Raw genomic sequence first — 13,580 nt, forward strand, 5'->3', positions numbered from 1 at the left:
ATGTTTAGATGAAAAGGATGATTTGGGCATATAGCGCTTAAAAAACTTCCGGCCACCTCTACTGTTCCCATCATCCTCACCGTCGGCAGGACTGGCATGGCGTTTTCATCAGGTTCAGTCAATGGTGGCGGACGTAACCAAAGTACTTACGCATATACAAAGGGAGAGTACTCCGATGTATGCTAATTGCATTCATCTGAATACTCTCCCTAATCAACAACATTAGTGCAACTTCTACTCTCCTGTATATAGAGTACCTCGTTTGCGCTGGTGATAAACTAATTCTAAGTTATATGTAACACCGGCATTAGTTGGGCACTCACAAGAAAGTATACTTTACTGTACAACGCTGTATTCAATAACTTCAGCTTTTTCAAGATCAGCATACATAGCTTTCATTGCTGAGTCATCAGGTACTACTGCATTTTCATCTCCATCAAGCTCTCGAAGATCTGAGTGATGGTAATATGTACCATTGCCGTTTCCGTCATATTCTACATATGCTTCTTCGTCAATGCAGAGAATACTTCCGCTTGCAATGGTGTACTTTTTGATCCAATGATTTGAACCTGCGTAAAGCTTTCCATCATAAATTGCAAGAGGATAAGCTGTACCGCCTGCTTCTACAAGACCAAGGTACTCTGGAACACCAGCTTCATTGTAGCGATATACTTCTGAATCGATAGCTGCATTGAATACGCCACCATCAGGGCTGTTATTAAATGTGTACTTTGTCACAAGTAAAACATCTACCCCATCGATAGTTGCATTAGCATAACCGCCTCCTTTTTCAAGCTTATCTACAATCTGTGTAAAAGTATCACATCCTGTAATGTCAGTAGGAACATATTCATCATCCGGCATATTGGCGCCAACCTGCTTACTCTCATCATACATAGCCTCTGCTACTGCCTGAAGATCAAATCCGTCAAGGTCAGCAGCCTCTACAGTAAGAGAATAATCTGCCACTGTTTCTATATCAAACCAGGTGATAAGATCAACATATTTATCCTCGCCAATGTAGCGGTAAGCTTTTCCTGTCATATTTCCACCGCCCCAGTTAGCAAGAGTAATATTATCTTCCACTGTCCAGTTATAATACAGGCCTGAAATATCCGTAGGCTCATCTGAAGCAATGAGCTGCTCTCTTGCAACAAAAGAATTGCCATCAAGATCAAAGGTAAGCTCTACAAGAGGCCATGTATACTCATTCTCCTTTTTTTCAGCTTCCATCATTCGCCATACTATATTTGTTGCCCCTTCAGGTGCAGAAAAGAGATTTGGAGCTACAGCATATGCTTCATCTTCAGTACACTCACGCCATGGATTTGCGATTTCTGTTTCTTTAGTACTCTCAGAAGAAGCTGCCTCTGCTACATTTTCAACTGCTTCACTTGTTTCGGTTGTTGGTGCTTCTGCTGCACCTGATCCACATGCAGCCATAGAAATGGCCATAGAAATAGCCATGATAGAAGTTACGAATCTTTTTTTCATGTATTCCTCCTCATAAATGAAATTTAAATTCATATATAATGCTACACCATTTTGTGTACCACAATAATTAAAAAAAAATAAAACAATTTAAAAATATATATTGGATACAATTTAATTATGTGATAGATTGTATACAATCCAATTCACAAATACAAAACATTTTACTAGAAAGGATGTGATATTTATGAATAATATGTTTGATTTAACAGGAAGAGTTGCACTTGTGACAGGCTGCTCAACAGGACTTGGTGTACAGATGGCTAAAGCTCTTGCAAGCCAGGGCGCTTCAATCATCGCTCTCGCAAGACGTCAGGAGATGATCGATCAGGTTGCAAAAGAAATCCACGATACATACGGAGTTGACACTCTCGCTATAAGATGTGACATTACAGATACTGATATGGTTGATAAGGCTATAGATGAGGCTCTTGCTCATTTTGGAAAAATAGATATTCTTATCAACAACGCCGGAACAGGTGCTGTCGCTCCTGCAGAGGATATCACAGATGATCAGTTCAGCAATGAGCTTAACATTGATCTTTTTGGAACTTTCAAAGTTGCAAGAGCAGTTGCTAAAAAGGCAATGATTCCTGCAAAATACGGAAGGATCATCAACATCGCTTCTATGTACGGACTTGTTGGAAACAAGATTGCTCCTTCATCTCCATACCACGCAGCAAAAGGTGGTGTAGTTAACCTCACAAGAGCTCTTGCAGGTGAATGGGGCAAGCACGGAATCACAGTAAATTCCATCTGCCCAGGATATTTCTACACTCCTCTTACAAAAGAAACTCTTGATTCCGATTACTTCAAGGAGTATGCAAAGACAGCTATTCCTATGGAGAGATACGGTGTTGAAGGTGAGCTTGATACAGCAGCAGTTTTCCTTGCTTCTCCAGCATCAAGCTACGTTTCAGGAATCGCCCTTCCAGTTGACGGCGGCTACACCAGCATGTAATACGCCCAAAGAACTGATCTATAAACGTACCATGCAGTAAAGTAAGAAGATTGCTTTAATAACACAAAATATATGTGATACGACTTATACTGTAGATTAGGGAGAGTATTCTGTTGAATGTAATTGGCTTTCAACGGAATACTCTTCCTTTGTATAAGCGTAAGTGACTTCTCTAACATTCTAAAAAATTTAGATTGCGGATTCGTACGCCACCATTGACTGAACCTGCTGGAAACGCCTCTGTCTGCGAGCCGACGGTGAGGATGATGGGAACAGTAGATTTTATCTCACCGGCGGTTGCTACATTTTATCGTTTCCATCAGAACCAGTCAATGGCAAGCACCTGCGGTGTGGCTGTAATCTAATGCCTCAGGCTCTGAATCCAGGAACAGTAGTGGTGGCTATTTTCAAGCATGTGAAGGGTTTTATGGCCGCAGTTTCCAATACAAGAGTGCGAAGAAAACGAAAATTCTGTTTGGGGCATATAAGCCTGATTTCAAACTTACAAAAAAATAGCTATATGCCCGGAATGACATTTTTGTCTATAAAAATTCCGATACTTCTGGCAGAGGTACGGATAAGAATGCTGATAAAGTGTCATCTTATCCGTAAAATCGGTCAGTATAAGGTTCATTTCCCGCGTGGCATACGGATAAGACAGCAACATCGTGCAATCTTATCCGTAAAATGAAAGATCATTGAGCAAAAATTAACCATATTGTACGGATAAAAATAAAGAATGGTGCTGGAATTATCCGTATGACGGGATGAAAAGGAGAAAATCTATAAGCAGTGAGTGGACTTCAAAAAACAATATATGCCCAAAAGCTTTCCAATGTGAGCACGCTTGCATTGGAAAGCTTCGGCCATACATCCTTGAAAATAGCCGCCCCTACTGTTCCTGGATTCAGAGCCCGAGGCCCTTATACCTAGCCACACCGAAGGTGCTTGCCATTGACGGGCTCTGAGGAAAACGCTACAATGCTGAATCCGACGGTGCGAGAAAATCTACTGTTCCCATCATCCTCACCGTCGGCTCGCAGACCAAGGCGTTTTCCTCAGGTTCAGTCAATGGTGGCGTACGGAGCCAATTACTTACGCATATACAAAGAAAGAGTAATCAGATGTATGCTAATTGCATTCAGCTGATTACTCTCCATTATCTACAATATTCGTGTTATTTCTTCTCTGTGATCATTTTTTAAGGTATGCAGCGTAGTATACTGCGCCAACGCAGAGGCCGCCACCGATGATGTTTCCGATAGTTACAGGAATGAGGTTTGTTATAAAGAAACCTGCAAGTGAAAGACCATCGCCTGGGATACCATAGAAGGCTGATGTGAGAAGTCCTGCTGGAATGAAGTACATGTTGGCAACGCAGTGCTCAAATCCGCAGATGATAAAGAGCATTACAGGAAGCCAAAGAGCAAATACCTTTCCTGCAAGTTCGTCTGCTGCAAAGGAGCACCATACGGCCATACATACAAGAACATTACAGAGTATTCCTCGGAGGAGTCCATCTGTAAAGCTTATGTTTGATTTTGTAATGGCGGTATTTACGACTGACAAAGCAAGTGCGTTATCGCCAAATGAGTAGATGTGGCTGAAAGTAGCAAGAGCTGCTATGATGAAGCCTCCTATCATGTTACCGAAGTAAACAATTACCCAGTTTTTTAACATGCCTGAAAGCTTGGCTTTACCTGAAAGAACAGGAATTGTGATAAGACAGTTACCTGTAAAAAGTTCAGCTCCGCCGATTAGTACCATAAAAAGTCCTATAGGGAATACCACTGAGCTGATCATTCTTGCTGATGATGGATCAGAAGCAAAGCAGGAAGCTATCTGGCTTCCAAGGCCTCCAAGTGCTATGAATGCTCCTGCCATTATTCCAAGTAAAAGAGTTTTTCCGAAGGGTGCAGATGCTTTAGCTGAACCTGCAGCTTCGTATCTTGTAGCAATTTCTGCCGGTGATTTCATATCTTTTTCCTCCCAAATTAACGTGAAACTATATTATAATCTTAAAGGGTTATTTTTGAAAAGGAAATATTTTTTGGGGAATTAATCATGTATATTTTTGAAACACATTTACACACTATCGAAGGAAGTGCCTGTTCATCTACGCCGGGAGTAAATTATATTGACTATATGAAAAAGCTTGGCTACAGCGGCATCATTGTGACAGATCACTTTTTTAACGGAAACAGTGCTGTTCCAAAAGATCTTCCGTGGGAGAAAAGAGTTGAATTGTACTGCAAGGGGTATGAGCATGCAAGAGCAGCTGCAGGCGATGAGTTCGTTGTACTTTTTGGAATAGAGTATAACTTTGAAGGGGATGAATACCTGCTTTACGGAGTAGATAAAAACTGGCTTTTGGCAAACCCTGACATAATGGAAAAAGACAGATATGAAGTTTATGAGACAGTTCATGAAGCGGGGGCGATAATGATCCATGCGCATCCCTATAGAGAAAGAGACTATCTGAAGGCTATACACCTTACAAAAAATGTCTGTGACGGTGCTGAGGTTTACAACGCATCAAACCCGGACTACCAGAATGCTCTTGGGTATCAGTATGCAGTGGAGAATAATATGAGAATGGCTGCGGGCTCTGATATTCACAATTTTGGATTAAAGAACATGGGTGGAATGGGATTTAACCGTCACATAAAGACAATTGAAGAGTATGTTGAAGCGTTTATGGCAGGAGAGGGCATACCTCTCTATAAAGCTGATGCATTGAATCCGTTATCAGAGTTTAAGCCGCTTGACACTAATGCTCTTTTGACAACTCCGGATAAAGGACCATCTCTTGAAGTCATTTACCATTGAGAAATACGTGTATAACATCTTCCTTTTAGCATTGTAAACTACAGATTTATCTGTAGTTTACAAAGGTAAAGGTTTTATGTCAGATACTTATAATCTGCAAATGAAGCACTTCCACCGATAGTTTTGGTGCTGTAAATAAATAGGCCAAATCTGGCACCGGTGAAGTGGTCAAGCTTAAATTGCAGTTTATGGGTAATGCCGAGTTTTTTTGGAGTGGCGTTATCCATTTTCTCATAGTAGCCAAAGATAGCTGTATCATTATCAAATTCCACATCTGCCTGCAATCTCACTATAGGAGTATCAATTTTGACACATTCCATCTCATCAAATGGCTCGTCATCGTGGCGCTCGCCAAAAATACCACCTGTGGTGATATCTCTTTTGCCCATGACAAGATAGTATGAATCATGGCGCTTTGTTATAGCTATGAAGCCATAACAGCTTTCCAAAACGCAAAGACCGGCGTAGTCACCATCTTTCAGATTTGAACCATTGACGATGACCGTGCTGCTACAGCCCGGGAAAAGAGTTCTCTGAGTCAGTGTATTTTTAGCCTGCATCAGGTTGGATGATAGCTTATCAGTTGTTATAGTAACTGTTCCATCTGTAAGATTTCTTTTTATGAGTGATAAGTCAGGTTCATGGTTAAATTGCCAGCATGGCTTAAAACCAAATGAAGAATTTCCCTGAAGAGAATAATCAGTCTTAAAGTCATCGCTTGAAACAAGCGGGTTATAGCAGTGGCCCGGTTTCAAATCTTCAATGTCAAAAGACTCAGGGATGTGGCCGTTATCTCCAAAGACCGGATAATCTCCATCCCATGTCACAGGTATAAGAACAGGAATCCTTCCTACAGCACCGCTATCCTGAAAGAGGATGCTGTACCATTTTCCGCCGGGAGTTTTGATTATTCCTCCCTGAGCGACGCCTGAAGAGCGGTAGTTTCTGTCATCATCACATACGTCCTTTCCGGTGTAGGGGCCAAATGGCGAATCTGAAACAAAGCAGCTTTCGGTGCGTTTTCCTGTGGATTTTGGAATGTGGATCAGGAAAATATAGTATTTTCCATTTATCTTGTAAAAATGAGAACCCTCATAGCCAAGATATGCGTCATCGGCATCTGATATTATCAGCTTTTCAGTATCGTGCGTATCAGAATCTGAAAGCTTTTCTCCTGAAATAGCGAGCTCCTTTATGAAGATATTCTTATTGCCGTACACGATATAAACCCTGCCATCATCGTCGAAAAGAATGGAATTATCGTGATAGAAACCTTCGAGAGTATACTTCTCCCAAGGACCTTCAATTGAAGCAGAAGTGAAAATATAGGTTTTATGGGTGTCGTTGGCAACAAAGCAAATGTAGAATAAGCCTTTATTGTAGCGGAGGCTTGCAGCCCACATTCCCTGGCCGTAGATATTTTCTTTTCCCTGAAGTTTCTGTGAAGGAGTGCCATCTAGTCTGTCATAGACAAAAGAAGCATGCTCCCAGTTTACAAGGTCGTAGGAACTTAAGATTTCACAGCCGGGCATAAAGTACATGGTGGTGCTGACCATGTAATAGACGCCATCAACACAGATAACATCAGGGTCCGGGTAATCAAGTTTAGTTATTGGGTTTATATTTTGCGTATTCATAAAAGATATTGTAGCATAATAGTGAGACAATTGAGGCAGCAATGTTCATTTTTCTGACAAAAAGGGGAATGCAATATGATCATATTATTTCATGCAGGTTACAATGTTATCGAGAAACCGGATATTCATTATGGCAGGAAAAACGCCGATTTTGGGCAGGGCTTTTATACTTCTGATAAATATGGGTTTGCATGCCGCTGGGTGGTTGAGAAAAAGGATGCTGATATCATCATAAATAAGTATGAGCTTGATGAAAGCAACCTGAAGATCAAACATTTTGAAAGAAATAAAGAATGGTTTGAGTATATATTTAATAACAGGCGTGGGAAAGCAGACTATCTTAGTGAGTATGATTTGATCATCGGGCCTATTGCTAATGATACGATACACGATACACTCGGAGTTATCACCAGCGGCTTTTTGTCTGATGAGGAGGCTATGAAGCTGCTCATGGTAGGAAACTGCTATGAGCAGATAGTATTAAAGAGTGAAAATGCGGCAAAGGTGCTTAAATTCATATCCTACGAGATACTAACGGATGAAAAGATAGCCGGGTTCAGGAAAATGGCAGATGATGATAATGAAAAGTACATGTCTGAATTTGCTAAAACCATGGAGAGTTTTGAATAATAAGAGAGGACACTAGTCCACTTATGCTTAGGTGGAATAGATGTCCTCTCTTTAAATTTCTACCAAAAACAGAACCTGATAATTGTAGACTTCTCTGAAAATAAGCGTATTTTCAGCAAAATATTGATTTTTAAATCAGAGATTGTTACCATTTAAACGAACACGTTCATAAAAATTGAAGGCTGTAGCTACAGCAGCGCACAGCTATGGTTATTTTGATTTCAGGAAAGATAGATATGCCCAAGATTATAGAAAACATCAAGGAACAAATCATAGAAGAAGCAAAAAAACAGCTTTTTGAGAATGGTTATTCAAAGACGACTATCCGTTCTGTTGCAGCAGCCTGCGGAATTGGCGTTGGGACTATGTATAATTATTTCTCGTCAAAAGATATGCTGATATCTTCATTCATGTTGGAGGACTGGAAGAGCTGCACCACGCAGATGAAAAAGCTGGATGCTTCTGATGAGCTTTCTTTTCTTAAGGGAGTCCATGATCAGCTAAAGATCTTTATTGAAAAGTACAATTTTCTTTTTAAAGATAAGGACGCAGCATCTGTTTATTCTGCAGTCTTTACAGAAAGACACGCGCAGCTACGAGGAGTTCTGGGGGGAATAATACTACCGGTGTGCATTGATAAAGGCTATGATGATCCGGATTTTTTGGCAGCGCACATCGCTGAATCGCTTCTTTTCTGGACATTGGGCGATGTTGCTTTTGAAAAGCAGGCAGATATTTTTGGAATTCTATTAAAGATATGAAATATTGAAATGGATATTAGAAGTCCGCTTTTGCAGCGGATATAAATTAAAAGTGAGACTTGAAAAGGCGCAAAATGGGGAGCGTCTTTTTTAGCTATATATTACAAAAGCGGAGGGTATGAAATGAGTAGCTTTGAAAACTTGCGAATCGTAGACAATTTTTATCAGACATCACTGTTTTTTCCGATGCCTACCGTTCTTATCAGCACTTTGTGCGAAGACGGATCAACTAATCTGGGACCCTATTCCCTGATCCAGCCATATTATGTCGCTGGTAAGGATTATTACGCAATGCTTCTTAATTGTCGTAATTCATCTAACACAGCACAGAATATCCTGCGCACAGGAAAATGTGCGATCAACTTTATCGATGACAATCCCAAAAACTTTCATGAGGCAGTGAAACTTTCATGGCCTGGCGATAAGCCATCTGAGAAGATGCCAAAGTGTAATTTTAAATTGGAAAAGAGCCTTATTCAGGAGGAAAATCCAGAGGATCTGCGCCCAATGGTCATGACAGACGCAATAGAAGTAATCGAGTGCACTTGGATGAGAGACCTTGATGGAGCTTCAAACGATGCCCCAGGCCAGCTTGAAGGCTATGAAGGCCCATATCACGATTTCAACGGAATAACCAGTAAATTTGGTGCGCACTTTATCTTAAGAATCGACAAGATCCTTATGAAAAAGAAATATCGCGATGCCATAATAAACGGCGTGACAGCAAGAGATTTTCCGCCACTTCCTGTAGATTACGGTTACAGGGATTCAAAGAACTTCTGGTTCCACAGAAAGAGAAGAATGAGAGCAGAGCTTTTGCAGGTTCGCGAAGCGTCACTTGCTTCTGTTCGTTATGCTGCAGAAAGAGCTGATGACAAGATAAAGTTTACTGATGATGCACTTAAGTGCCTATTGGGTGTTCCAAGAGTCTTTTTACCTGCTGCTCTTAAGGGCTGTGTTGAGTGGGCAAGAGAGAATAACGTTGAACTTGTAACTGAGGAGCACATGAAGATAATCAATGACAAGCGTGCTCAGGAAAAGAAGAAAAAATAATTCATGACATGGAGGAGATAAAAAATGAAGGTTGTACTAGCGGGCGCTTATGGTAATTTGGGCGCAGATATATTTAAAGCTCTGTTGAGGGAAGGACATGAAGTTGTTGCTCTTGACATGATGCAGAGAGATATTGAGCTTAATGGCAAATATTCTTTTACCAAGGTAGATGTAACAAAACCTGAAACACTTGTGGGCACATGCGATGGCGCAGACGTAGTCATTACAACTGTGGGCCTCACCAAGGGATCCGCCACAATTTCCAACTATGATATCGACTATCAGGGAAATCTCAACATCTTAAATGAGGCAAAAAAGGCTGGAGTTAAGCATTTTACCTATATTTCAGTAATAAGAGCAGATCAGGCTCCTGAAAAAGTACCTATGGTACACGCAAAATATCTTTTCGAGCAGAAGCTGAAAGAAAGCGGCCTCTCATATGTTATTCACAGGCCAACAGGCTATTTTTACGACATTGTAAAAGTATTCAGACCAATGGTCGAGAAGGGCGCCGTTACCCTTCTTGGAAATACACCTGTCAGCTGCAACGTTATTTCAACTGAAGATTTTGCTGATTTCATCGTAAAGCACATGCTTGATGACAACAAGATTTATGATGTAGGCGGAAAAGAGACTTACACATATGAAGAAATTGCAACAATGTGCTTTAAGGCAGCAGGAAAAGAACCGGTAATAAAGAAGGCTCCGACTTGGCTCTTTGATGTACTTGCATTTGTGAATAAGCTCAAAAAGAATGGAAAAGAAGCAATCATCCGCTTCTCAAAATTTACTTTATCTCAGGATATGGTGGGTTCAACCAAATATGGAGATATGAGCTTTGCTAAATATATAAAAGACAACTTTGCCGTCTGATAAAAGTGGCAGGTATTTTCACTTGGAGGAATAATTTATGTATTGGAATTCATTACTTATAATCTGCCTTGTCTGCGCTGTACTAAGTGCAGTGGGCTTTTATAAATATGTGTACTTTCTGTCTATTGGATATGGATTTGCAATTGCCGGTGGCGGTATAACTATTTTAATTATGTCTTTGAAGTATGGCTGGTCAGAAGGAGTTGTTGTTCTTGCTATTTTACAGGCTGCTTTGTTTCTTGCCTATGGCGCACGTTTGTCCGGATTTCTTTTGATAAGGGAGATAAAAAATGCGGCATATCGTAAGACGTTAAAGGAAGCAACAGGAAATGACAAGAGAATACCTGTGTTTGTAAGCGTTTCAATCTGGGTATTCGTTGCTATTCTTTATACAGCACAGGTGAGCCCAATGCTCTTTAGATATGCAAATGGATCAAAGGATGTGATCGTTCCTGTAATTGGCATGCTGATATCTGTCTTTGGTCTTGGACTCGAGTCACTTGCAGATAAACAGAAATCAGAGCAGAAAAAGGAAAGGCCTGATATGGTCGCAACCAAAGGACTTTACAAAATAGTCAGATGTCCGAATTATCTTGGGGAGATTATTTTCTGGACAGGGGTATTTGTTGCAGGAATCACAACTTATCAGGGACTTGGACAGTGGCTTATGGCCATAATAGCATATGTCTGCATCGTTTATATCATGTTCAACGGGGCTCAGCGCCTTGAAAAGCGCCAGATGGCACGCTATGGCAATGACGCTGCATATAATCATTATGCGGATAAGACACCGATCATTCTTCCTTTTGTTCCTATTTACCATCTGAATAAAAAAACGAGTTGATAAGTGACATCTTGGGGGTTACATATGAAAAATTATTCGATCACAATGGGGATCATAGATTTTATACCGGTTATATTTTTTGCCGTTGCAGCAATAATGTTACAAAGGAATCTGTATAACAAAATGAGCAAAGGCGCCTTCGCACTTTTTGCTGTGGGCACAATTGATATAATCTGTGCAGGAGTTGCCAAAGCACTCTATAAGCTTCTTTATGCCGCAGGAATCTGTGATTTCAAGCCTTTGAATGATATATTCTTTCCGATGCAGTCCATTGGATTTCTTTTGGCAGGAATAGGCATACTTGCAATGCTTCTCCATAGACAGGGCAAAAACGCTGCGCTATCCGTTGCACCACCTGTGTTTACAGGCACAGCAATATTTGTAAGCTGCATGTGCATTGGACTTGCTATGATATATATTGCTTTGTGCATAATTGCAGTAAAGCTTAAAAAGCCATTTCTCATAGCGGTTTTTGTTATATCTTTTCTCTGCTCACTTGCAATGGGATATCTTTCATCCAAAGATTTTACTCAGAGCTACATGAACTGGATTGCCCAGATGATTAACATTGTTGGACAGGGACTTCTATTCTATGGCGTGATAGTCATGAATAAGGCCGGAATTGCTGACCTTGTACTTGGAAAGTGAGGCTGGTTATGACTTGTCTGGATGAACTGATTAAGATTATAAAGACTCATTATGAGTTGGAACCTGTAAATACTTCAGAGTATGATGGATTAAAAATCAATGGCATGCGCTTTGATATAAAGGCTTATGAAGCTAAAAATCTTGGGCATATATCTGTAATGACGGCTAAAGGCTTATTTGGTCTCATGAAAATGGATACCATAATATTTACGCCAGCTGAGGCTGATCTGCCTCTTTTATCCTATGACAGGATAAAGGTCATGGGGAATGATATTTTGATTACAGAGCTTTTTGATACTGTGGTTGACACTGATACATTAGACAATCTGGACAGACTTGAAGCATTAGTATCAAAGTATGACTATCTTCCTTACAGAGATCCGGGAAAGCATTGGTATGATGACATCAAGCTTTCAGGTTGTATGTCATTTAAGGGAAAAAAGAATCTGTCTTCAACATTTAATGTGCTTGCAAAAGAGTATCTGGAGACATATTTGAGTCTGCCTCATGTTGAAGTAAGTGATGTTGCACTAAAAAAGCAAAAGACTCTGAACTACGTAAATGACCTTATTGAAAACGGTGGTCCTTCCACCAACGTATTTATCAAGGCCATAGGAAAAGAGAAGACGAAAAAGCTCTTTTACCAGGTTCTGTTTGGAGTGTAACTAAAAAATGCTTACGCCGATGGCGTAAGCATTTTTAATAAAGTTCAATTTAGAATCACTGAGCCTTTTCTAAAATGGGTTCTTCCTCAGTGTCATTTTTTTTGGAATCATCTACAAGCTTCTGGTAGATATTTGCAAGGATTGCACCTGAAATATTGTGCCATACTGAGAAGATAGCGCCTGGGACTGTTGCCATTGCAAGGTCTGGGAAAGCTGTTCCTGCAAGAGATGTTGCAAGTCCTGAGTTCTGCATACCAATCTCAATAGAAAGAGCTTTTTTCTTGGATACAGGAAGCTTTAAAAGCTTTCCGAGAAGGTATCCGCATGCATATCCTAAAAGGTTGTGAAGGATAACTACTACGAATACAACAGCACCTGTCTCGAGGATTCTTGCTGAGTTGTGTGATACAACTGCTGCTACGATAAGTGTGATAGCTGCAACAGAGACAAGTGGAAGAACGTCAGCTGCCTTGGCCGTGAACTTTCCAAAGAATCTGTTGATAACAAATCCAAGACCGATTGGTACGATAACTACTTTGATGATAGAAACGAACATTCCCAAAACATCTACAGTTACAGAAGTTCTAAGAAGAAGGTATGTGATTGCAGGTGTTAAAAATGGAGCAAGGAGTGTGTTAACGCTTGTCATCCCAACTGACAAAGCAACATCGCCTTTACTAAGATATGTGATAACGTTACTGGATGTGCCTCCAGGACATGTTCCAACAAGGATAACACCAGCCAAAAGACCTGCTTCAAGGCCAAATGCCTTTCCGAGAGCGAAAGCTATAAGTGGCATAATGGTGAACTGAGCCACACATCCAAGAAGGATATCTTTAGGTTTTTTGAAAACAAGAATAAAATCTTCCGGCTTAAGAGTAAGACCCATTCCGAACATTACTACCATAAGAAGGTAGTTTACCCATGATGTCTGGATCCATAGACATGTTGCGGGTACAAAAAGAGCCAGCGCAGCTACTACCAGTACAATGATTGCCATGTACTTCCCAACAAAACTACTTACTTTTTTCATTGTTCTTCTCCTTAATATGCAATTTTATACATAATTATACAACTGTAAACGAAAATGTCTACCAAGAGTGCATAAAAATACAAGAATGATTATTTTTAATCAATAAAAATGCACAAGAAAGCATGTTTTTTGCCAGATGCTTTCTTGTGCAATAA

Annotated in this window: 13 protein-coding genes; 9 read left to right on the top strand and 4 right to left on the bottom strand. The window is 40.3% G+C overall.

The window, feature by feature from the left end:
- Window positions 1-336 precede the first annotated feature (336 nt).
- Window positions 337-1,494 carry a hypothetical protein gene (locus G585_RS0112320; protein WP_022775364.1) on the bottom strand — a complete coding sequence of 386 codons (1,158 nt, stop codon included), beginning with the start codon at window positions 1,492-1,494 and terminating at the stop codon, window positions 337-339.
- A gap of 184 nt (window positions 1,495-1,678) precedes the next feature.
- Between G585_RS0112320 and G585_RS0112325 the strand changes: the two genes are divergently transcribed.
- Complete coding sequence (locus G585_RS0112325; RefSeq protein ID WP_022775365.1) at window positions 1,679-2,452, top strand: SDR family oxidoreductase; 774 nt, start codon at window positions 1,679-1,681, stop codon at window positions 2,450-2,452.
- A 1,194-nt stretch (window positions 2,453-3,646) separates the two neighbouring features.
- Here G585_RS0112325 and G585_RS0112340 read toward each other — a convergent pair.
- The gene (locus tag G585_RS0112340) at window positions 3,647-4,429 is read right to left on the bottom strand and encodes a formate/nitrite transporter family protein (RefSeq protein ID WP_022775371.1); all 783 of its coding nucleotides are present in this window, start codon (window positions 4,427-4,429) and stop codon (window positions 3,647-3,649) included.
- 87 nt (window positions 4,430-4,516) lie between these two features.
- Here G585_RS0112340 and G585_RS18045 point away from each other — a divergent pair, with 87 nt between their 5' ends.
- On the top strand, window positions 4,517-5,281 hold the full coding sequence (locus G585_RS18045; RefSeq protein ID WP_022775373.1) for a PHP domain-containing protein: 765 nt from the start codon (window positions 4,517-4,519) through the stop codon (window positions 5,279-5,281).
- A 74-nt stretch (window positions 5,282-5,355) separates the two neighbouring features.
- Here G585_RS18045 and G585_RS0112350 read toward each other — a convergent pair whose 3' ends face one another.
- Window positions 5,356-6,918, bottom strand: coding sequence for a glycoside hydrolase family 43 protein (locus tag G585_RS0112350; RefSeq protein WP_022775376.1), 1,563 nt, complete (start codon window positions 6,916-6,918; stop codon window positions 5,356-5,358).
- Between the two features lie 75 nt (window positions 6,919-6,993).
- Here G585_RS0112350 and G585_RS0112355 point away from each other — a divergent pair, with 75 nt between their 5' ends.
- The 7 genes from G585_RS0112355 to G585_RS0112385 all read left to right on the top strand — a co-directional run bounded on the left by G585_RS0112355 (window position 6,994) and on the right by G585_RS0112385 (window position 12,392).
- Entirely contained in the window at window positions 6,994-7,548 is a 555-nt protein-coding gene (locus G585_RS0112355) for a DUF3990 domain-containing protein (protein WP_022775377.1), read from the top strand.
- 206 nt (window positions 7,549-7,754) lie between these two features.
- Entirely contained in the window at window positions 7,755-8,309 is a 555-nt protein-coding gene (locus G585_RS19050; RefSeq protein ID WP_022775379.1) for a TetR/AcrR family transcriptional regulator, read from the top strand.
- Between the two features lie 123 nt (window positions 8,310-8,432).
- Window positions 8,433-9,362 carry a hypothetical protein gene (locus G585_RS0112365; RefSeq protein ID WP_022775380.1) on the top strand — a complete coding sequence of 310 codons (930 nt, stop codon included), beginning with the start codon at window positions 8,433-8,435 and terminating at the stop codon, window positions 9,360-9,362.
- A 24-nt stretch (window positions 9,363-9,386) separates the two neighbouring features.
- Entirely contained in the window at window positions 9,387-10,235 is an 849-nt protein-coding gene (locus G585_RS0112370; RefSeq protein WP_022775382.1) for an SDR family oxidoreductase, read from the top strand.
- Between the two features lie 37 nt (window positions 10,236-10,272).
- Window positions 10,273-11,079 (top strand): DUF1295 domain-containing protein, encoded by an 807-nt coding sequence (locus tag G585_RS0112375; protein WP_022775383.1) that lies wholly within the window; start codon window positions 10,273-10,275, stop codon window positions 11,077-11,079.
- A 24-nt stretch (window positions 11,080-11,103) separates the two neighbouring features.
- The gene (locus G585_RS0112380; RefSeq protein ID WP_022775384.1) at window positions 11,104-11,727 is read left to right on the top strand and encodes a hypothetical protein; all 624 of its coding nucleotides are present in this window, start codon (window positions 11,104-11,106) and stop codon (window positions 11,725-11,727) included.
- Between the two features lie 8 nt (window positions 11,728-11,735).
- Entirely contained in the window at window positions 11,736-12,392 is a 657-nt protein-coding gene (locus G585_RS0112385) for a hypothetical protein (RefSeq protein ID WP_022775386.1), read from the top strand.
- 55 nt (window positions 12,393-12,447) lie between these two features.
- Here the strand turns inward: G585_RS0112385 and G585_RS18055 are convergent, their stop codons facing one another.
- Window positions 12,448-13,425: a bile acid:sodium symporter family protein gene (locus G585_RS18055; RefSeq protein ID WP_022775387.1), complete on the bottom strand. Its 978-nt coding sequence runs from the start codon at window positions 13,423-13,425 to the stop codon at window positions 12,448-12,450.
- Window positions 13,426-13,580: the final 155 nt, after the last annotated feature.

It is taken from the genome of Butyrivibrio sp. AE2015 (genome assembly GCF_000420825.1).
Classification (GTDB): Bacteria; Bacillota; Clostridia; order Lachnospirales; family Lachnospiraceae; genus Butyrivibrio.

Excerpts from the sequence above, each read along its gene's own strand:
- G585_RS0112320 (WP_022775364.1), bottom strand. The coding sequence starts at position 1,494 with ATGAAAAAAAGATTCGTAACTTCTATCATGGCTATTTCTATGGCCATT.
- G585_RS18045 (WP_022775373.1), top strand. The coding sequence starts at position 4,517 with ATGTATATTTTTGAAACACATTTACACACTATCGAAGGAAGTGCCTGT.
- G585_RS0112350 (WP_022775376.1), bottom strand. The coding sequence starts at position 6,918 with ATGAATACGCAAAATATAAACCCAATAACTAAACTTGATTACCCGGAC.
- G585_RS18055 (WP_022775387.1), bottom strand. The coding sequence starts at position 13,425 with ATGAAAAAAGTAAGTAGTTTTGTTGGGAAGTACATGGCAATCATTGTA.
- G585_RS0112325 (WP_022775365.1), top strand. The coding sequence starts at position 1,679 with ATGAATAATATGTTTGATTTAACAGGAAGAGTTGCACTTGTGACAGGC.
- G585_RS0112355 (WP_022775377.1), top strand. The coding sequence starts at position 6,994 with ATGATCATATTATTTCATGCAGGTTACAATGTTATCGAGAAACCGGAT.
- G585_RS0112340 (WP_022775371.1), bottom strand. The coding sequence starts at position 4,429 with ATGAAATCACCGGCAGAAATTGCTACAAGATACGAAGCTGCAGGTTCA.
- G585_RS0112375 (WP_022775383.1), top strand. The coding sequence starts at position 10,273 with ATGTATTGGAATTCATTACTTATAATCTGCCTTGTCTGCGCTGTACTA.
- G585_RS19050 (WP_022775379.1), top strand. The coding sequence starts at position 7,755 with ATGGTTATTTTGATTTCAGGAAAGATAGATATGCCCAAGATTATAGAA.
- G585_RS0112380 (WP_022775384.1), top strand. The coding sequence starts at position 11,104 with ATGAAAAATTATTCGATCACAATGGGGATCATAGATTTTATACCGGTT.
- G585_RS0112370 (WP_022775382.1), top strand. The coding sequence starts at position 9,387 with ATGAAGGTTGTACTAGCGGGCGCTTATGGTAATTTGGGCGCAGATATA.
- G585_RS0112385 (WP_022775386.1), top strand. The coding sequence starts at position 11,736 with ATGACTTGTCTGGATGAACTGATTAAGATTATAAAGACTCATTATGAG.
- G585_RS0112365 (WP_022775380.1), top strand. The coding sequence starts at position 8,433 with ATGAGTAGCTTTGAAAACTTGCGAATCGTAGACAATTTTTATCAGACA.